Origin of the sequence: Altererythrobacter epoxidivorans, assembly GCF_001281485.1 — a bacterium.
Lineage (GTDB): Bacteria > Pseudomonadota > Alphaproteobacteria > Sphingomonadales > Sphingomonadaceae > Erythrobacter > Erythrobacter epoxidivorans.
On record NZ_CP012669.1, the window covers coordinates 1,163,294 to 1,181,656 of the forward strand.

At 61.2% G+C, this 18,363-nt stretch carries 19 protein-coding genes and 1 tRNA gene; 13 read left to right on the forward strand and 7 right to left on the reverse strand.

Going from position 1 to position 18,363, the window contains the following annotated elements:
* The first annotated feature begins 119 nt into the window (after window positions 1-119).
* The gene (locus tag AMC99_RS05900; RefSeq protein ID WP_061924063.1) at window positions 120-983 is read left to right on the forward strand and encodes a mechanosensitive ion channel family protein; all 864 of its coding nucleotides are present in this window, start codon (window positions 120-122) and stop codon (window positions 981-983) included.
* A gap of 27 nt (window positions 984-1,010) precedes the next feature.
* Window positions 1,011-2,213, forward strand: a complete 1,203-nt coding sequence (locus AMC99_RS05905; protein ID WP_061924066.1) for an MFS transporter — start codon at window positions 1,011-1,013, stop codon at window positions 2,211-2,213.
* A gap of 9 nt (window positions 2,214-2,222) precedes the next feature.
* Here the strand turns inward: AMC99_RS05905 and AMC99_RS05910 are convergent.
* The 4 genes from AMC99_RS05910 to grxC form a co-directional block, all read right to left on the reverse strand.
* A tRNA-Arg gene (locus AMC99_RS05910) sits at window positions 2,223-2,299 on the reverse strand.
* Window positions 2,300-2,336: 37 nt separating this feature from the next.
* Window positions 2,337-2,810: a DUF1178 family protein gene (locus AMC99_RS05915; RefSeq protein ID WP_061924069.1), complete on the reverse strand. Its 474-nt coding sequence runs from the start codon at window positions 2,808-2,810 to the stop codon at window positions 2,337-2,339.
* Window positions 2,811-2,817: 7 nt separating this feature from the next.
* Entirely contained in the window at window positions 2,818-3,636 is an 819-nt protein-coding gene (locus AMC99_RS05920; protein WP_061924071.1) for a carbon-nitrogen hydrolase family protein, read from the reverse strand.
* 8 nt (window positions 3,637-3,644) lie between these two features.
* Window positions 3,645-3,908 (reverse strand): glutaredoxin 3, encoded by a 264-nt coding sequence (gene grxC / locus AMC99_RS05925; RefSeq protein ID WP_061924074.1) that lies wholly within the window; start codon window positions 3,906-3,908, stop codon window positions 3,645-3,647.
* A 180-nt stretch (window positions 3,909-4,088) separates the two neighbouring features.
* Here grxC and AMC99_RS05930 point away from each other — a divergent pair, with 180 nt between their 5' ends.
* Window positions 4,089-4,565 carry an Hsp20 family protein gene (locus AMC99_RS05930; RefSeq protein WP_061924077.1) on the forward strand — a complete coding sequence of 159 codons (477 nt, stop codon included), beginning with the start codon at window positions 4,089-4,091 and terminating at the stop codon, window positions 4,563-4,565.
* A 333-nt stretch (window positions 4,566-4,898) separates the two neighbouring features.
* Here AMC99_RS05930 and AMC99_RS05935 read toward each other — a convergent pair whose 3' ends face one another.
* From AMC99_RS05935 to tpiA, 3 genes are all read right to left on the reverse strand, one after another.
* Window positions 4,899-6,533 (reverse strand): CTP synthase, encoded by a 1,635-nt coding sequence (locus AMC99_RS05935; RefSeq protein ID WP_061924080.1) that lies wholly within the window; start codon window positions 6,531-6,533, stop codon window positions 4,899-4,901.
* Between the two features lie 90 nt (window positions 6,534-6,623).
* The gene (secG, locus tag AMC99_RS05940; RefSeq protein WP_061924083.1) at window positions 6,624-6,998 is read right to left on the reverse strand and encodes a preprotein translocase subunit SecG; all 375 of its coding nucleotides are present in this window, start codon (window positions 6,996-6,998) and stop codon (window positions 6,624-6,626) included.
* Between the two features lie 89 nt (window positions 6,999-7,087).
* Window positions 7,088-7,849, reverse strand: a complete 762-nt coding sequence (gene tpiA / locus AMC99_RS05945) for a triose-phosphate isomerase (RefSeq protein WP_061924086.1) — start codon at window positions 7,847-7,849, stop codon at window positions 7,088-7,090.
* 201 nt (window positions 7,850-8,050) lie between these two features.
* On the opposite strand from tpiA, the gene AMC99_RS05950 reads away from it, so the two are divergent.
* The 10 genes from AMC99_RS05950 (at window position 8,051) to lexA (ending at window position 18,346) form a co-directional block, all read left to right on the forward strand.
* Entirely contained in the window at window positions 8,051-9,985 is a 1,935-nt protein-coding gene (locus AMC99_RS05950; protein ID WP_061924089.1) for a peptidylprolyl isomerase, read from the forward strand.
* 81 nt (window positions 9,986-10,066) lie between these two features.
* On the forward strand, window positions 10,067-11,524 hold the full coding sequence (trpE, locus tag AMC99_RS05955) for an anthranilate synthase component I (protein ID WP_083440103.1): 1,458 nt from the start codon (window positions 10,067-10,069) through the stop codon (window positions 11,522-11,524).
* Window positions 11,521-12,369 carry a phosphodiester glycosidase family protein gene (locus AMC99_RS05960; RefSeq protein ID WP_061924095.1) on the forward strand — a complete coding sequence of 283 codons (849 nt, stop codon included), beginning with the start codon at window positions 11,521-11,523 and terminating at the stop codon, window positions 12,367-12,369. Before trpE ends, AMC99_RS05960 begins: the two co-directional genes overlap by 4 nt.
* A complete protein-coding gene (gene pip / locus AMC99_RS05965; protein WP_061924096.1) occupies window positions 12,366-13,328 on the forward strand; it encodes a prolyl aminopeptidase in 963 nt (320 codons plus the stop codon). Before AMC99_RS05960 ends, pip begins: the two co-directional genes overlap by 4 nt.
* Window positions 13,329-13,379: 51 nt before the next feature.
* Window positions 13,380-13,964 (forward strand): anthranilate synthase component II, encoded by a 585-nt coding sequence (locus AMC99_RS05970; protein WP_061924099.1) that lies wholly within the window; start codon window positions 13,380-13,382, stop codon window positions 13,962-13,964.
* A complete protein-coding gene (trpD, locus tag AMC99_RS05975; protein ID WP_061924103.1) occupies window positions 13,961-14,953 on the forward strand; it encodes an anthranilate phosphoribosyltransferase in 993 nt (330 codons plus the stop codon). The genes AMC99_RS05970 and trpD overlap by 4 nt, the downstream gene beginning before the upstream one ends.
* Entirely contained in the window at window positions 14,950-15,735 is a 786-nt protein-coding gene (gene trpC / locus AMC99_RS05980) for an indole-3-glycerol phosphate synthase TrpC (protein ID WP_061924106.1), read from the forward strand. Before trpD ends, trpC begins: the two co-directional genes overlap by 4 nt.
* A 169-nt stretch (window positions 15,736-15,904) precedes the next feature.
* Window positions 15,905-16,384, forward strand: coding sequence for a cyclic pyranopterin monophosphate synthase MoaC (gene moaC, locus AMC99_RS05985; protein ID WP_198143581.1), 480 nt, complete (start codon window positions 15,905-15,907; stop codon window positions 16,382-16,384).
* Complete coding sequence (locus AMC99_RS05990) at window positions 16,384-17,556, forward strand: molybdopterin molybdotransferase MoeA (protein ID WP_061924113.1); 1,173 nt, start codon at window positions 16,384-16,386, stop codon at window positions 17,554-17,556. The genes moaC and AMC99_RS05990 overlap by 1 nt, the downstream gene beginning before the upstream one ends.
* A gap of 100 nt (window positions 17,557-17,656) precedes the next feature.
* The gene (gene lexA, locus AMC99_RS05995) at window positions 17,657-18,346 is read left to right on the forward strand and encodes a transcriptional repressor LexA (RefSeq protein ID WP_061924116.1); all 690 of its coding nucleotides are present in this window, start codon (window positions 17,657-17,659) and stop codon (window positions 18,344-18,346) included.
* The last annotated feature ends 17 nt before the right edge of the window (window positions 18,347-18,363 follow it).

Genomic DNA, 18,363 nt, shown 5'->3' on the forward strand with positions numbered 1-18,363 from the left:
ATGTCCACCTGCCCTTGTCGTGACTATGCCCCGACGGTTAGTTGGAATACTTGAAATGGCGGAACACAGGCGGCGCAGCATGGTTGGTTGCCTGAAACACCGGGGGAAATTCGTTCGACATGATGGACACGATCAACAACCAGCTGAGCGCGATGTGGTACAGCTTCGTGCAGGCGATACCGAGCCTCGCGATCGCTTTGGTCATATTGATGATCACCGGCATCGCCGCCAGCTTCGCGACGAAGATCGTCGACTCAGTCGTCGGCAAGACAGAGCTTCGCCCTTCGCTGCGCAACCTCATCGAAACGCTGGTCAAGCTTGGAGTATGGCTGGTCGGGATATTCATCGCCGCAATCGTCATCTTCCCGGGAATGACCTTCGCCGGCCTGATTGCGGGCCTGGGAATCGGTGCGGTGGCGATCGGTTTCGCCTTCCAGGACATCTTCGAAAATTTCCTCGCCGGGGTCCTGATCATGCTGCGCGAGAAGATGCGCATCGGTGACATGATCGAATGCGAAGGCATCATGGGCAAGGTCGAGCATATCACCTTGCGCGAAACGCATATTCGCGCCCCCTCGGGCGAATTGACGGTCGTGCCGAATTCGATCCTGTTCAAGAACCCAGTCGAGATCCTCACGGACGCGGACCAGCGCCGACATTCGGTTGTCGTAGGCGTTTCCTATGACACAAATCTCGACAAGGCAGCCGAAGTCATTCGAAAGGCCGTGGAAACGGTCGATGCGGTGGATATCGACAAGGGCATCGACATCTTCGCAAGCGAGTTCAATTCAAGCTCGGTAGATTTCAACGTCCGCTGGTGGGCCGGTTCATCGCCGCGCGCAGGGCATGAAAGCCGGGACAAGGTCGTCCGCGCCATCAAGGCGGCGCTCGACAATGCCGGGATCGAGATCCCGTTCCCCTACATCACCCATACCTTCAAGGAGAAGGTACCGCTCGACAGAGGCGCAGGCGACGCGAACTGACGCGATAGCGCTGAGGTGGGGCACGACATGACAGAAAAAGACGCCGGTGAGCCGGCAGCCGGTCTTTCGCGTGGCAGGGAATTGGCTCTTGCGGCGATTACCGGTGCCACGGTCGCCAATGCCTATTACATTCATCCGATCATCTCGGAAGTCGCCGACGGTTTCGGCGTTAGCGATGCGGCGATCGGTGTCGTACCAGCCTTCAACCAGCTCGCGCTGGCACTGGGCATTCTGCTGCTGCTCCCGCTGGGAGATCGCTTCGGCAATCGCAACCTCAGCCTGATCTTTGCCAGCGCACAGACTGCAATGTTGGCCGTCATGGCCTTCGCTCGCGACTTCACCCTCTTCGTTGGCGCATCGACCTTGCTCGGTTTCGTCACGATCGTGCCCTATCTCCTGCCAGCCTATGTGTCGAAACGCGTGCCGGTAGAGAGGCTGGGACAAGCAACCGCGACGCTGACCGTGGGTATCATCATCGGCATCCTTATCGCGCGTGTAGGGGCCGGCATACTCACCGAGCATTTCGGTTGGCGCTCTGTCTACATCGCCGCCGCTCTCATCATGTTGACCATCACGCTTTCACTCCCGCGCGTAATGGAGCCTGCCCGCAAGACGGGACGGTCGGAAGCGAAGGAAAGCTATGCCGCGCTCCTGGTCTCGATTGTGCCGCTCCTGCGGCAGCATCCGGAAGTCTTCCTTTCAGGCGCAATACAGGCGCTCAATTTCGGTATCTTCCTGTCGGTCTGGCTTGGCCTCGCTCTCCACCTTACGAGCGACGAGATGGGTTATGGTGTCGATACCGTGGGCTATCTGGCCGGTATCGCTGCCGTCAGCATCTACTTTACGCCCAGGATCGGCAGGTGGGCCGACAGCATGGGCCCGCGAAAAGCGCGGTTTCTCATCGCGCTGGTCCAGTTTGCTGCGGTTGCGCTCTACTACCCACTCGGTTGGAACCTGTGGCTGCTCATCATCCCGATCATCATCACAAACGTTGTCGGCCCATCGATCGACGTCACCTCGCGGATGACCTTTCTATCGCTCGACCCCGGGGTCCGGACACGCCTGATGACAGCTTTTATCGTGATGATGTTCGTCGGCGGCGGGATCGCGAGCTGGGCCGGAACCTATGCGTACGAACATGCCGGATGGGCCGGCAACTCAATGCTGGCCATCGCCATGTCGGTCGCGGTCGTTGTGTTGAGCTGGGTCGCCACTCGCAAGGGCGAGTGAGAGGGGAATTGGTGCGCCCGACAGGATTCGAACCTGTGGCCCCCAGATTAGGAATCTGGTGCTCTATCCTGCTGAGCTACGGGCGCCCGCGGCCCGTTTAGGGGCGAGCGTTCGCGAACGCAATCAGTTGAGTTCTTCGGGCGGTGAAACGGGGAATGGCAGCGCTGCGACCGCTATCCCTTCATCGGCCAGGTTCCGTGCCTCTTCCGCACTCGCACGGCCGTGGATTGGCTTCTCGTCCTGTTCGCCGTAGTGCATCGCGCGCGACTGCTCGGCGAACTTGTCACCGACCCAGGTGCTCTTCTTCAGGGCTTCGCTCTGCGCCTTTGCAAGCGCGGCGAGCGCATTCTGCACTTCCTTCGGGATCGGCATATTCGACACAGGATGCGCATTGTCTTCGGACGGACCGGACATTGCAGCGCCGCTGTTGCCTTTGGCCGGAACGGCTGGCGCCATCGGGGCCTTGCCAACCTCCATCGATCCGCATTCGGGGCAGGACACGAAACCCTGCTCCTGCTGTTCGGCAAAGTCGGAGGAGCTTCCGAACCAGCCTTCGAAACGGTGTCCGTGGTCGCAGATTAGGTCGTAAACGATCATCGCGGGCCTATGTGGCGATTTCGCGCCGGTTGGCAAGGCTCGGCAACTGCCGTCTGACTTCTGCAATGCGCCCGAGGTCGATCTCCGCAAATCCAAGACCTGCGCCCTCGCCGCCCATGTCGAGCAACACTTCGCCCCACGGGTCGATCACGAGACTGTGGCCGAAGGTTTCCCGACCGTCCTCGTGCTTGCCGACCTGCGCAGCCGCAACGACAAAGGCACTCGCTTCGACAGCGCGTGCACGCTGCATCAGGTGCCAGTGCGCCTTGCCCGTCGGAACGGTAAAGGCAGCAGGGATGGCAATTACATCGCAGCCCCGGTTGCCAAGCTCCTGGAAAAGGGCCGGAAAACGAATGTCATAGCAGATCGAGAGACCGAGCCGCCCAACCGGCGTATTGTCTACCGTCACCACTTCGGTCCCGGGCTCGTAAGCGGCGCTTTCGCGCCAGCTCTCTCCGGTGGAAAGTTCGACGTCGAACATGTGTATCTTGTCATAGCGCGCGGCGATTTCGCCGTCCGGGCCGATCAGGAAGCTTCGGTTGGCAAACCGCCCATCGTCCCGCCTGATCGCGAGGGATCCGATTGCGACCCATATATTTGTCTCCCGCGCGGCCTGCCTGACGCTCTCCAGCACACCATCATGTCCTTCTTCGACGATCGAAGCCGAACCGCGCTGCCTGTCCCGGTCGAGGAGACCCGACATCTCGGGCGTAAACAGAATTTCGGCGCCGCCTGCGGAGGCATCGGCTACAGCCTTGCAAATATCATTGGAGTTGCGATCGGGATCGATCCCCGACGTCATCTGCAAGACGGCGATGCGCGTCACGGTCGCGGTCAGCCTTCGAGCATCGGGTCGAGCTTGCCGTCGCGATCAAGCGCGTGAAGCTCGTCCGACCCACCGACATAATGTTCTCCGATAAAGATCTGCGGTACGGTGCGTGCCGTGGGTGCACGTTCCAGCATCTCGTCGCGCTTCGGCCCGCCCATGGTGATATCGAATTCGTTGTATTCCACGCCCTTGCTGTCGAGCAGGCGCTTGGCGCGATAGCAAAAGCCGCAGCCGAATTTGGTGTAGATGTCGATTGTCGGCGTCGCCATTGTGAACCCTTCGCGTTTTCAATCCGGTAGCGCCTTTTGGTTGACGCTTGAACCGGCCGGTTTCCATCCTAAATATCAGCAGTCGGCGGCCGCCAAAAGGGGCCGTGCGATATTTGACCGAGGTGCTGCGTGCTGCAGGCCTCATCAGTGTTCAAATTGCTCAAGAGAGGATTTGTTTCGATGTCACGTACCGATTTCACCCCCTACCGCCGTACCACTGTCGGTTTCGACCGCCTGTTCGACCTGCTCGAAGGGCAGGTGCGCAACAACAACGGCGACAACTACCCCCCCTTCAATATCGAGCGTCGCGGCGACGACGATTACCGCATCACCGTGGCGGTGGCCGGTTTCCGTCCGCAAGACCTCGACATTACCGCACAGCAGAACCTGCTAGTGATCCAGGGCAAGAAGCGTGAAGACGACGCACTCCAGGGCGACATGCTGCACATCGGCATCGCCAATCGCGGGTTCGAGCGCCGCTTCGAACTGGCCGATTACGTTCGCGTAGAGCGCGCCGATCTGGAAAATGGCCTGCTGGTCATCGACCTGGTGCGTGAAGTGCCTGAAGCGATGAAGCCCAAGAAGATCGCGGTAAACGGCCAGCCCACTTTGACTGCCGTTCCCGACAGCAAGGGCGACGAAGCCGACGCGGCCTGACCCGCGCTTTTGACTTTTTTGCAAAATCTTGAAGGTAAGTGGGGGCGGATCGGGTTCCGCCCCCGCGACCGTTGAAGTCGCCTCGACCAGAATTCACCGTCCGGGTCGCATAAGACGGTCAATTCCGGTGCGAGCTTGTCGAGGATAAGTCGAGCCCACCCTCAAATTCCTCTCGACAGATTACTGCCCCGCCCCTTCAGAAAAGCTGAAGGGGTAGAATTTGCGTGAGCCAAAACCCTTGTTGATGCAAGGGAAATTTCAAAAACTTGTATAAATGCGACACGAAAAGTCGTGTGCATCCGCAGCAATCGAAACTACATTTCGGTCGCCCGATCAGACGAGGCGCGACTGTTCCAGTGCGGCTTCGATGAAGCCTGCGAAGAGCGGATGCGGCTCGAACGGTTTCGACTTCAGCTCAGGATGGAACTGCACACCGACGAACCACGGATGGTCCGGACGTTCGACGATTTCGGGCAGCAAACCGTCCGGTGACATGCCCGAAAATACCAAGCCCTGTTTCTCCAAAGGCTCGATATAAGCACCATTCACCTCGTAACGGTGACGGTGGCGCTCGGAAATCGTGGTCGCGCCGTCATATATCTTGGAGACATGGCTGTTGCCAGAGAGCTTCGCGTCATAGGCGCCGAGGCGCATCGTGCCGCCGAGATCGCCACCCGACTCGCGCTTCTGAAGGCCTTCCTCGCTCATCCATTCGGTGATGATACCGACGACCGGTTCGCTCGTTTCGCCAAATTCGGTTGAAGACGCATTTTCGAAACCAGCTGCGCGGGCCGCTTCGATGCAGGCCATCTGCATGCCGAGGCAAATGCCGAGGAACGGCACTTTCCGCTCACGAGCGAAGCGGACGCTGGCGATCTTGCCCTCGCTGCCGCGCTCTCCGAAACCACCCGGCACCAGGATACCGTGCATGGGTTCGAGCTTGGCTGCGATATCGGATTCATCGCCTTCGAATACTTCGGCGTCGATCCAGCGAATGTTGACCTTCACACGGTTCGCCAGGCCGCCATGGATCAGAGCTTCGTTCAGCGACTTGTAGGCATCGGGCAGACCGACGTACTTGCCGACCACGCCGATCGTCACCTCGCCTTCGGGATTGAAGTAGCGATCCGTGACATCTTCCCACGATGCGAGGTTCGGCATCGGGGCATCGGTAATGCCGAATGCACGCAGCACCTCTGCGTCGAGACCTTCCTCGTGGTACTGCTGCGGCACGGAATAGATCGACGGAGCATCGAGCGCGGGAATGACCGCCTCAGCCCGAACGTTACAGAACTGGGCGATCTTGCGGCGCTCGCCTTCCGGCAGCGGATGTTCCGCACGGCACAGCAGGATATCAGGCTTGATACCCAGGCTGGCGAGTTCGCGCACCGAGTGCTGCGTCGGCTTCGTCTTCAGTTCGCCTGCAGCGGCGATGTAGGGAACCAGCGTGACGTGGACCGAAACCGTCTGGTTCGGCTCCAGTTCGTTACGCAGCTGGCGAATCGCCTCCATGAAGGGAAGCGATTCGATGTCGCCCACCGTGCCGCCGATTTCGCAGAGGATGAAATCGTGATCGTCCTGATCGTCGAGCGCGAAAGCCTTGATCGCGTCTGTTACGTGCGGGATGACCTGTACCGTCGCGCCGAGATAGTCCCCGCGCCGTTCCTTCGCGATGATGTCGCGATAGACACGTCCCGAGGTGATGTTGTCGCTCTGCCGGGCAGACACGCCAGTGAAGCGTTCGTAGTGGCCGAGATCGAGATCGGTTTCCGCACCGTCATCGGTGACGTAAACCTCGCCGTGCTGATACGGGCTCATCGTGCCTGGGTCGACATTCAGGTACGGGTCAAACTTGCGGATACGCACCTTGTACCCACGTGCCTGAAGAAGGGCAGCAAGCGATGCTGCCATGAGACCTTTGCCGAGCGATGAGACCACGCCGCCGGTTATGAAAATGTACCGCGCCATGGGAGTTGGGCCTTAAGGCTTGAATTGGATTCGATGCAAGCGATTAGCGGCGCGTCGAGCGCGCAATCCACAAATCGCGGGTGAAAAAAGTTATTCTGTGGCGTCTGCCAGCGGATCAGCCGGTTCTGCGGGCACTGCAGCAGGAACCGATTCTTCCGAACCACCCAGTGCACTACCAAGCGGATCGGCGGGCTGGACGTTGCGATCCAGCGTCGAGCTGATTTCGTCCGAACCGGTCGTTTCCACGGCAACCGCAGCAAGCGCGATCGACAGACCGACGAAAGCGACAGCCAGCCACTTGGTCGTGCGGGTCAGAAAGTCGGCCGCCCCGCGTGCGCCCATCAGGCCGCCCGGGCTACCGCCGATACCCAGACCGCCGCCTTCAGAGCGCTGCATGAGCACGACGACGACGAGGCCAGCGGCGACAATCGCCTGTAGCACGGTGAGGAAGATGAAAACGGACATGAAAATCTACTCTGAAACTGTTTCGCTGGGCATTTAGGGGCGCACCGCCACGAGAGCAAGGCCTGCGAGGCAGAGCGCCACCAGGGCGATCAGCCTTCGGCGCCCTCGCCTGCGGCAAGCGCGATACCCATGAAGCTGTCTGCGGTGAGGCTTGCGCCCCCGACAAGGGCGCCGCCAACTTCCTCGGCCGAGAGAATTTCGCGGGCGTTGTCGGGCTTTACCGAGCCGCCGTAGAGAATGCGCACTTCTGCACCCTGCTCTTCGCCGAACAATTCGACGAGCAGGCCACGGATCGCCTTGTGCATGGCTTCGATGTCTTCGACCGTAGCAGTGTTGCCGGTGCCGATCGCCCAGATCGGCTCGTAAGCGACCGTCAGGCGTTCCTCGGCATTGTCCATTTCGGGAAGCGATGCCCGAAGCTGGTCGAGAACGAACTTTTCTGCCTTGCCCGAATTGCGCGTCTTTTCGTCTTCGCCGCAGCACATGATCACGCGCATGCCGGCTTCGAGCGCAGCCTGGGCCTTGCTCTTTACCAGGTCATTGCTTTCGCCGTGGGCGGTGCGCCGCTCGCTATGGCCGAGGATGACGAATTTGGCACCGGCATCGGCGAGCATGCTAGCGGAGATGTCGCCGGTATGGGCGCCATCTTCACCGGGGTGGCAATCCTGCGCACCGACGCCGATTTGTTCGGCCTCGCGGTGAACTGCATGAATGAGAGTGAACGGCGGAGCGACTGCGACCTCCACCTTCATGTGACGCTGGGCAGCCCGGTCGATCGCGCGCGCTTCGGAAAGCATGGCGCGCGTGCCGTTCATTTTCCAGTTTCCGACAATATAGGGCCGTTGGGCCATGGGGGTATTTCCTGAACTGAATGCGAATCTGGCCGTGCATATAGGGACGGCAGGGGCCGGTCCGCTAGCCGACCTGAGCAATCCAGTCAAAACCCTTGGCTAAGTGTTGCCGCGAGGTCGCATGCCGGATAAAGCGCCTGACGTTCCCGCCGACGCACCAATCGGCTCCCATGATTTTCAACCGGAAACCAGACCCGTCCCATGATCCAGTTCTTCCGCAGATTCTTCGCCTCGAAGATCGGTCTTGCGATCACCATCGCCTTCGTCGGACTCATCGGCCTTGCCTTTGCGAGCATGGATGTGTCGGGTTCCGGCACTTTCGGGGGCATTTCCGGTGGCGACCGCGTCGCCGTGGTCGGCGATGCCAAGATCGGCACCGCAGAACTGAGGAACGGTGCTAACAGCGGCCTCGAAGAGGCCCGGCAGAGCAATCCCACGTTGAGCATGCAGGCCTTCGTCGAAGGCGGCGGCCTCGAAAGCACGATCAACCGCCTCATCGACCGTTTTGCCCTGAATGAATATGCCCGCATGGCCGGTCTTCGTGCAGGCGACAACCTGGTGAACAGCGAGATCATGCAGATCGGCGCTTTCGCAGGGCCTGACGGTTCGTTCGACCAGCAGGCATACCTTGCAGCGCTGCGCCAGCGGAACCTGACCGATGCGCAATTCCGCCGCGACGTGACTGAATCGCTGATGGCCCGCCAGCTCGTTTCGCATACGCTGCTCGGCAACAGGATGCCGGACAAAATCGCGCTGCGCTATGCCTCGCTTCTCCGCGAACGCCGCAAGGGTGCCATCGCACTGATCCCGAGTTCCGCATATGCGCCCAAGGGTGAACCCACTGCCAAGCAGCTGCAGGCCTTCTACGAAGCCAACCGCGGCCGCTACATCCGTCCTGAGCGCCGGACCCTGCGCTACGCCGGTTTCGACGCTTCTATCGTGGAAAACCGCATTGCCCCCACCGATGCAGAAATCGCGGCACGTTACGAGCGCGACAAGGCTCAGTATTCGGCAAGCCAGGCGCGTACTTTTACCCAGTTGATCGTGCCGACGCAGCAGGCCGCAGAATCCCTGCGTAGCCGGGCCCAGTCCGGAGCCTCGCTCGACACACTCGCTCGCGAAGCCGGTTTCAGCACATCGAAGGTGGGACCGATCACGCGCAGCGAACTGGTCTCGACCGCCAATGAAGCGGTGGCCAAGGCGGCATTCGACGCAGCGCGCGGCGCGGTTGCAGCCCCTGCCCGCAGCCCGCTCGGCTGGCACGTCATGCGCGTCGATGCCGTCGATACGAAAGCTGCTCGCAGCCTTGCGCAGGTAACTCCGGAAATTCGCGAAGCGCTGACCAACGAGAAGCGCCTGACCGCACTTGCCGATGTCACCGCCCAGATCGAGGAAGAGCTCGACGGTGGCGCTTCGCTCAGCGAAATCGCCAAGACCTACGACCTGACCCTGCGCTCGACGCCAGCCCTGACGGCCGATGGCCGCATCTACGGTCAGCCTGAAAGCGGTTCGCCCGACGTCTTGATGCCGATCATCGAAACCGCATTCCAGATGGAAGAAGGCGAGCCGCAACTGGCAGAGGTTACGCGCGGCCAGAACTTCATCGTCTTCGAAGTGCAGGAAGTCACGCCATCGGCAACCGCTCCCATGGACGAAATCAAGGATCGCCTCGTGGCCGCATGGCGCCTGTCGGAAGGTTCGCGGCTGGCGAAGGCCGCGAGCGACCGGATCATAGCGGCTGTCCGCAAGGGCACCTCGCTCGCTGAAGCCATGCAGGCCGAGAAGGTCGCCTTGCCGCCGGTCGACCAGATCGACCTCAACCGCCAGCAGCTGGTGACGCAGTCGCAGCAGGTGCCGCCACCGCTCGTACTCTTGTTCAGCATGGCCGAAGGCACGGTGAAGCGGCTTGAAGGTGCTAGCGACATCGGATGGTTCGTTGTCGATCTGGACGATATCAGCGTCGAACCCATTGCAAAGGACGATCCGCTGGTCGCTGCGACGAAGCAGAACCTGGGCCCTGCGATCGGCAATGAATATGCCTCGCAGCTGGTTGCAGCCATCAAGGAAGAAATCGGCGTCGAACGCAACGAGACGGCGATCGAAGCTGTCCGCAAGCAGCTGACCGGCGAAAGCTGACGGGAGGTCGAACTGGCCTCTAACGCGCCACAGAATGCCGCCGATGCTGCTCGCCTGCTGAAAAGCGGGAAGCCTGCGCTTATCTGGCGCAAGGTCATCGCCGACACCGAAACGCCCGTTGGTGCGGCTGCCAAGCTGATCGTTGCCGGTAGAGGCGACTTCCTGCTCGAATCCGTCGAAGGCGGCGAGGTCCGCGGACGCTACAGCCTTCTCGGGCTCGATCCCGACCTGGTCTTCCGTGCATCCGGAAAATCGGCGCAAGTCAACGCAGCATGGCGGCACGACCGCGATGCTTTCGCCGAGTGCGAAGGTGACAGCCTGACCGAATTGCGCGCGCTGGTCGAAAAATGCCGCATCGACGTGCCAGACGGCCTGCCCCCTGCCCTTGCCTGCCTCGTCGGATATTTCGGATACGAGACGATCGGGCTGGTAGAGGATCTGCCCCGCGCGCCGCAAAGCGAGCTGGACCTGCCCGACATGCTGTTCGTCAGGCCGACCCTGATCTTCGTTTTCGACGGCCTCACCGAAGAACTTTTCTGCATTGCGCCTATCTGGTCGGCGACCGATGCAGAGGCAGAAATCGAGCGCGCTGCGGAACGGATCGACGATGCGCTGAGCCAGCTTTCCGCCGCAGCGGTGCAGCAGGATCGCAGCGCCGACCTGCCCCCGATGGATCTCCAACCGGTTCTTGGCTCTGACGAGTACAAGTCACTCGTCGCACGTGCCAAGGAATACATCGTGGCAGGCGATATCTTCCAGGTGGTGCTGGCGCAGAGATTTACCTGCCCGTTCCCGCTGCCGCCGTTCACGCTCTATCGCGCATTGCGTAGGGTGAACCCCTCGCCCTTTCTCTATTTCCTCGATTTACCGGGGTTCTCGGTAGTCGGTTCCAGCCCCGAAATCCTCGTCCGAGTGCGCAAGAACGCAGCGGACAAACAAGAAGTGACGATCAGGCCCATCGCCGGCACCCGGCCGCGTGGTACCGATCCCGAAAGCGACCGCGAGAACGAGGCGAGCCTGCTCGCCGATCCCAAGGAGCGTGCGGAACACCTGATGCTGCTCGATCTGGGTCGCAACGACGTCGGACGGGTCGCGGCCAAGGGCACGGTTCGTGTCACCGACAGCTTCACCATCGAACGCTACAGCCATGTCATGCACATCGTCAGCAATGTCGTTGGCGAGCTGGCGGAAGAAAGCGACGCGCTCGACGCGCTGTTCGCCGGTTTTCCCGCCGGTACGGTTTCGGGTGCACCCAAGATCCGCGCCTGCGAAGTCATTGCCGAACTCGAACCTGAAACCCGTGGCGCCTATGCCGGCGGCGTTGGCTATTTCGCGCCCGATGGCTCAGTCGACAGTTGCATCGTGCTGCGCACGGCAGTCGTGAAGGACGGCGTCATGCATGTGCAGGCCGGTGCCGGAATCGTTGCCGACAGCGATCCCGATTATGAACTCAATGAATGCAAGGCAAAGGCCGGGGCATTGATCGCCGCCGCGAAAGAAGCGGCCCGTGTCGCAAGCGAGCCCGGATTCGGACAATGAAACGCGTATTACTGTTAGCCACGCTCGCCCTTTCGGCGTGCACCCAGGAGCCTGAAGGCAAGGCTGTCACCGTCATCGAATTCGGCGAGAATGGTGAAACCACCATCAGGCAGACGGGCGCCGATCAGGCCGAACCTGCCGAAGAAGTCGCGGCGAAATCGGACCAGGATGACGCCTGCGAGGTCGTAACCTTCGAACAGGTCGCACTGACCCACTGCGTTGCCGACCCAGCAAAGAACCGGATCACTACCGCTCTCGGACCGGAAGGCGGCGCTCCCTACAGGTCGCTCGCCGCCTATTCCAATACGGTCGACAAGGCCGATGTCGCCTTTGCGATGAATGCGGGCATGTATGATGGCGAAGGCAAGCCGATCGGTTACTACGTCGAGGAATCCAACCGCGCGAAGGAACTGAACCAAGCGGACGGGCCCGGCAATTTCCACATGAAGCCCAACGGCGTGTTCTACGGAACGGGCGGCAGCTGGCAGGTGAAAACTTCGGACGAGTTTTATCGCACCGTGGGCACCCGGCCGGAATTCGGCACGCAATCGGGACCGATGCTGGTCGTCGATGGCAAGCTGCATCCTGAAATCACCGACAACGGCCCGTCGAAGGCAATCCGCAATGGCGTGGGCGTGGACAAGGCTGGCCGGGCGCATTTCGTCATCTCGAACTCGCCTCTCAGCTTTGGCCAACTGGCACGCTATTTCCGAGACGAGTTGAAAACGCCCAATGCGCTATTCCTCGACGGGAACGTGTCGTCACTCTGGAATCCCGCCAGCGGAAGGCTCGACAAGGGCGTCCCGATCGGGCCGCTCATCGTCGTGACAAGGAAACAGCCATGATCACTTACGAACGCACGCTCTATCCCGAAATCGAGCCATACGAGACCGGTATGCTCGATGTCGGCGAAGGCCATTCGCTCTATTACGAGCGGGTCGGAACCCCCGGAGCAAAGCCTGCGGTCTTCCTTCACGGCGGCCCGGGCGGCGGGATGAGCCCGTCCCATCGCCGCCAGTGGAACCCTGAGCTTTACGACGTCCTCCTGTTCGACCAGCGCGGTTGCGGCAAATCACTGCCGTTCGCCGAAATCGAGCACAACGATACCTGGCGTATCGTCGAGGATATCGAGCGCCTGCGCGAAATGTGCGGGCACGAGGCATGGCAGGTGTTCGGCGGCAGTTGGGGCGCGACGCTATCGCTCGCCTATGCGGAGAAATACCCCGAGCGGACCACCGAGATCATCCTGCGCGGCGTATTCCTTGCGACCGAGCGCGAGAAAGGCTGGCTCTATCGCTATGGCGCGGGCGAGATCATGGCCGAACAGTGGGACCAGTTCTGCGGCCACATTCCGCAAGACGAACGCGGCGACCTCGTGAAAGCCTATCACGACCGCCTGACCAGCGATGATGAGGCAACCCGCCTTGCCGCAGCCCGCGAGTGGTCGATGTGGGAAGGTACGGTCTCGACCCTGCTGCCCAATGAAGATCTGCTGAGCGAATTTGCCGACCCGTCGAAGGCTGTACCGTTCGCGCGCATTTGCGCCCGCTTCTTCCTCAACGATTTCTATCTCGAGGAGGGCCAGCTGCTGCGCGATATCGATCGGGTCCGGGGCATTCCGATGATCATCGTCCAGGGTCGCCACGACATCTGCACGCCGCCTGTCTCGGCTTGGCAGGTGATGAAGGCCCTGCCCGATGCCGATCTCAGGATCGTGCACGATGCGGGCCATTCTGCAGGCGAACCGGGCATTATCGACGGGCTGGTCCGCGCGACGGACGAGTTTGCCAAGCGCGGTGGGTGAAACCAAAACTGTCTTGATTGCCGCGGGCCAAACCGCGATGGCGCACAGGCTATGATCCTCGTCATCGACAATTACGACAGTTTCACCTTCAACCTAGTCCATTACCTGATGGAACTGGGTGCAGAGGTCCGCGTCGAGCGCAACGATGCCCTTACCGCGACCGAGGCACTCGCTACCAATGCTGCCGGCTTCCTCATTTCGCCCGGCCCATGCACTCCCACGGAGGCGGGCATCAGCCTCGATCTCGTGGCAGCATGCGCCGATGCGGGCAAGCCGCTCCTCGGCGTGTGCCTTGGCCATCAATCGATCGGCCAGCATTTCGGCGGCAGGGTCGACCGCGGCGGGCTGATGCATGGCAAGACCTCCCCGATTACGCATGACGACAGCGGCGTTTTTGCAGGCATTCCCTCCCCCTTCACCGCGACCCGCTATCACAGCCTCGTGGTGCAAGATCAGCCGGAAGAGCTGATCGTCAATGCGACCTCCGACGATGGCTTCACAATGGGGTTCCGCCACCGCGAACTGCCGATCCACGGCGTGCAATTCCATCCGGAAAGCATCGCCACCGAACACGGCCATGCCCTGCTCGCAAACTTCCTCGACATGTGCGGGATGAACGAGAGGGTGCCGCAATGAAGACGCTCCCTCTCGCAGTACCGCATATGAGCGAGGCCGAGGCTGAAGAAGTCTTCGGCTGGATCCTCGACGGCGAAGCGAGTGAAGAGGAAATCGCCCGCTTCCTGCTCGCGATGACGGAGCGGAGTGAAACCGCCGATGAGATCGCAGGGGCTGCACGTGCCCTCAGGGCAAGATTGATCCCGGTCGACGCACCCGCAAATGCAATCGACTGCTGCGGGACCGGCGGCGACGGCCATCATACGCTGAACGTATCCACCGCCGTCAGCCTCGTCGTTGCAGCCTGCGGGATCCCGGTGGCGAAGCATGGCAACCGGGCTGCCTCTTCCAAGTCGGGTGCAGCCGACACGCTAGAGGCGCTCGGCCTCGACATGGAAGCAGCTGGTCGCACGGCGGAAAAGACGCTGGCGGAACTCGGCATCTGCTTCCTCTTTGCGAAGAACCACCACCCGGCGATGGGCCGCATCCAGCCTATCCGCCTCCGGATCGGGCGCCGTACCATCTTCAACCTGATGGGGCCGCTTTCCAATCCCGCGCGGGTGAAGCGGCAGCTGATCGGTATCGCCCGCCCTGCGTACGTGCCTATCTATGCAGAGGCTATGGCCAAACTCGGCACCGACCACACGATGATCGTATCGGGTGACGAGGGGCTGGACGAGCTGAGCCTCGCCGGCGGTAACGAGGTCGCAGTTGTCGAAGGCAATGATTTCGACATGCGGCGCATGGACGCGGAAATGGCGGGCCTGCCGCACGCACCGATCGAGGCGATCAGGGGCGGCGACGCGGTCCACAATGCTGCCGCGCTCAAGGCCCTGCTCGAAGGGACGCCCGGCCCATATCGCGATGCCGTCCTGTTCAATGCGGCGGCAACCTTGCGCGTTGCAGGCAAGACGGAAACGCTGGGCGACCTTGCCGCTATGGCTGGCGAGGCGATCGATAGCGGTGCGGCAAAGGGCCTGCTGGCCAACTGGATCGAGATGGCCCGATGAACAAGCTCGACGAGATTTGCGAGAACAAGCGCATCGAGGTCGCGCAGCGGCGGGCCGAAAGGTCGATCACCGCGCTCGATCACGAGGCAGCCGGACAGTCGGCTCCACGCGGCTTCGAAGCAGCATTGCGAGCGGCCAGTGCGGACGGTTTCGGCCTGATTGCGGAGATCAAGAAGGCATCGCCTTCGAAAGGCTTGATCCGCGCAGACTTCGACCCACCGGCTCACGCAGAGGCTTACGAGGCAGGCGGTGCGGCGTGTCTCTCCGTCCTGACCGATGCCCCCTATTTCCAGGGTCACGAAGATTACCTCGTCGCGGCGCGGAATGCATGCGCACTCCCCGTTCTGCGCAAGGATTTCATGGTCGAACCATGGCAAGTCGCAGAAGCCCGCAGCATCGGTGCAGACGCGATCCTCATCATCGTCGCTGCGCTGGAAGACAGCGCAATGCAGGAAATCGAGGCTGCTGCGCTGGAACGCGGGATGGACGTGCTCGTCGAGGTGCATGACGAGGCCGAAATGGAACGGGCATCGCGCCTGAAATCACGCCTGATCGGGGTCAACAACCGAGACCTCAAGACGTTCAGGACAGACCTTGCGACGACCGAACGGCTGGCGGGACTTGCGCCTGAAGGGACCTTGCTGGTGGGCGAAAGCGGGATCAACTCGCACCGGGATTGCCTGCGGCTGGCCAGCGCAGGCGTGCGAACCTTCCTTGTCGGGGAAAGCCTGATGCGCGAAGCTGATGTCGAGGCTGCAACTCGCAAGCTACTGCTCGGCTGACGCTATCCTACTGCCGCATTTTCTGGCAGGCACGGCGCATGTAGTCTTCGGGACATCCGGTTGAAATGCGCCAGGACAGCCTTGCGCCGACGCCCCAGTTTTCCTCTACATGGACTGTGTTCCATGTGTTCCATCCAGTAGGATTTGCAGCGGAAGAATGAGCAAGCGGATGAGCGATCTGACCCATCTCGGTGAAAGCGGCGAAGCGCGCATGGTCGATGTCGGTGCAAAGGCGGAAACGGTGCGCAAGGCTGTTGCAGGCGGTCGCATCACGATGAAGCCGGAAACGCTTGCGGCGATCAGGGCTGGCGATGCTCCCAAAGGCGACGTTCTCGGCACCGCGCGGATTGCCGGGATCATGGCAGCGAAGAAGACGGCCGACCTGATCCCGCTTTGCCATCCACTCGGGCTCGAATCTGTCGAAGTGCAATTCGATTTCGAGGATTGCGCGATCCGCGTAACCGCAACCGCCGCACTCACCGGGAAAACCGGGGTGGAAATGGAGGCAATGGTCGCCGCATCCACAGCCTTGCTCACCATTTACGATATGGCGAAGGCGCTTGAAAAAGGCATGGTCATCGAAGGGGTTCGTCTCCTGGAGAAGACCGGCGGCAAATCGGGTCACTGGCGGGCAGAAATCGCCGACTGATGGCTGCCTTGCTATCCCTCGAAGACGCACAGAGCCGTGTATTGGATCTCGTCGATCCGCGCCCTGTTATCACACTGCCGGTCGATCGATGTATCGGACGCTACCTCGCCGAAGACCTCAGGGCGAACCGCACCCAACCCCCGGCAGACCTCTCCGCAATGGATGGATACGCTTTAAACGGCGACGGACCGTGGCAACTGGTTGGCGAGAGCCGCGCAGGTCACCCGTTCGCAGAACCGGTCGGTGCCGGTGAATGCGTGCGGATCTCTACTGGCGCCAGCATGCCCGAAGGCGCGGACCGAGTTCTCATCCAGGAGAATGCAGAGGTCGAAGGAGGTCTGGTCAAATGCACGCATGACCATCCGGATAGGGGCAAGCACGTTCGCCGCCGCGGCTTCGACTTTGCCAAAGGCGACCTCGTGCTGAAGGCGGGCGTGCGGATCGGACCTGCACAGCTCGCACTCGCCATCGGCTCGGGCCATGCGAAGCTGCCGGTAATGCAGCCCCTGCGGGTCGGCGTACTCGACAGCGGTGACGAGCTGTCCGCAAATCCCGAAGATTGCGGACCCGATCAGATACCTGCATCGAATGGCGCGATGATCTCCGCGATGCTCGCAGAGCTGGGCTGCGAAATCGTCAGGATCGGCCCTGTCGGCGACGATCCGGATGCCCTGGCAGAAGCCCTCGCGACAGCCGACGGCCTCGACATGCTCGTAACTTCTGGCGGCGCATCTGTCGGCGATCACGATTTGATGCGTCCTGCCCTCGAAAACTGGGGCGCTCACATCGACTTCTGGAAAGTGGCCATCAAGCCTGGCAAGCCGTTGATGGTGGCGCGGAGAGAGAAGACCGTGATCTTCGGGCTTCCCGGCAATCCTGTTTCCAGCTTCGTCACCTGCCTCCTTTTCGTCATGCCATATGCGAGAGCCGCGATGGGCGCGGCCGCTCCGATGCCATTCAGAGCCGTAGCGAAATTGGGTTGCGATCTGGCGCCGACCGGATCGCGACGGGAATTCCTGCGCGGATATTGGGACGGGACAACGGTTGTCACCTCGGACTCGCAAGATTCATCCGCGCTTGCAACGCTTGCTGCGTCGAACTGCCTTATTGATCGTCCGGCTGAAAGCACGGCGCTTGCGACTGGTTCACGGGTGGAGTGCATCTTGCTCTAACAGCCTCGCAGCTTGACTTGGTGAAAACTGTTGCCTAATTGTTCCTTATTCGTTCACCTTATCGGTGCACGAGAACGGGCGACCAGAGGAGGTTTTCGCCATGCTGACGGCAAAGCAGCACGAATTGATCCGCTTCATCCAGCAACGGCTTGAAGATACGGGAATTTCGCCATCCTTCGAAGAAATGAAGGAGGCGCTCGATCTCAAGAGCAAGTCGGGTGTCCATCGCCTGATCAGCGCGCTCGAGGAACGCGGCTTTATTCGCCGGCTTCCCAATCGCGCCCGCGCACTTGAAGTCATCAAGCAGCCCGAAGATGCGACCCCTGCGGTCAAGCGTCCGGTTGCAGCCAATGATCCTGTCACAATGTCGCGTGCAGCTGCGGCTCGTACGCCCGAACCGGCCAACGATATCATCGATGTTCCGCTTCATGGCCGGATTGCAGCCGGTGCCCCGATCGAGGCGATCGAAGGCCAGTCATCGATGCCGGTGCCTGCCGCCCTGCTCGGCCCTGGCGAGCACTATGCGCTCGAAGTCTCTGGCGACTCGATGATCGAAGCGGGCATTTTCGATGGTGATTTCGCCCTCGTGCGCCGGACCGATTCCGTCCGTGACGGGGAAATCGTTGTCGCCCTGGTGCGGAACGAGGAAGCGACACTCAAGTATTTGCGCCGTGAGAACGGCAAGGTTCGGCTCGATCCGGCAAACGGAATGTACGATCCGCAGATTTACGATGCTCATGAAGTGGTTGTTCAGGGCAAGCTAGCCGGATTGCTCCGCCGCTATCACTGAAAATCCGGTTGATTGGC

Excerpts from the sequence above, each read along its gene's own strand:
- AMC99_RS05900 (WP_061924063.1), top strand. The coding sequence starts at position 120 with ATGATGGACACGATCAACAACCAGCTGAGCGCGATGTGGTACAGCTTC.
- AMC99_RS05905 (WP_061924066.1), top strand. The coding sequence starts at position 1,011 with ATGACAGAAAAAGACGCCGGTGAGCCGGCAGCCGGTCTTTCGCGTGGC.
- AMC99_RS05915 (WP_061924069.1), bottom strand. The coding sequence starts at position 2,810 with ATGATCGTTTACGACCTAATCTGCGACCACGGACACCGTTTCGAAGGC.
- grxC (WP_061924074.1), bottom strand. The coding sequence starts at position 3,908 with ATGGCGACGCCGACAATCGACATCTACACCAAATTCGGCTGCGGCTTT.
- AMC99_RS05930 (WP_061924077.1), top strand. The coding sequence starts at position 4,089 with ATGTCACGTACCGATTTCACCCCCTACCGCCGTACCACTGTCGGTTTC.
- AMC99_RS05935 (WP_061924080.1), bottom strand. The coding sequence starts at position 6,533 with ATGGCGCGGTACATTTTCATAACCGGCGGCGTGGTCTCATCGCTCGGC.
- secG (WP_061924083.1), bottom strand. The coding sequence starts at position 6,998 with ATGTCCGTTTTCATCTTCCTCACCGTGCTACAGGCGATTGTCGCCGCT.
- tpiA (WP_061924086.1), bottom strand. The coding sequence starts at position 7,849 with ATGGCCCAACGGCCCTATATTGTCGGAAACTGGAAAATGAACGGCACG.
- AMC99_RS05950 (WP_061924089.1), top strand. The coding sequence starts at position 8,051 with ATGATCCAGTTCTTCCGCAGATTCTTCGCCTCGAAGATCGGTCTTGCG.
- AMC99_RS05960 (WP_061924095.1), top strand. The coding sequence starts at position 11,521 with ATGAAACGCGTATTACTGTTAGCCACGCTCGCCCTTTCGGCGTGCACC.
- pip (WP_061924096.1), top strand. The coding sequence starts at position 12,366 with ATGATCACTTACGAACGCACGCTCTATCCCGAAATCGAGCCATACGAG.
- AMC99_RS05970 (WP_061924099.1), top strand. The coding sequence starts at position 13,380 with ATGATCCTCGTCATCGACAATTACGACAGTTTCACCTTCAACCTAGTC.
- trpD (WP_061924103.1), top strand. The coding sequence starts at position 13,961 with ATGAAGACGCTCCCTCTCGCAGTACCGCATATGAGCGAGGCCGAGGCT.
- trpC (WP_061924106.1), top strand. The coding sequence starts at position 14,950 with ATGAACAAGCTCGACGAGATTTGCGAGAACAAGCGCATCGAGGTCGCG.
- moaC (WP_198143581.1), top strand. The coding sequence starts at position 15,905 with ATGAGCGATCTGACCCATCTCGGTGAAAGCGGCGAAGCGCGCATGGTC.
- AMC99_RS05990 (WP_061924113.1), top strand. The coding sequence starts at position 16,384 with ATGGCTGCCTTGCTATCCCTCGAAGACGCACAGAGCCGTGTATTGGAT.
- lexA (WP_061924116.1), top strand. The coding sequence starts at position 17,657 with ATGCTGACGGCAAAGCAGCACGAATTGATCCGCTTCATCCAGCAACGG.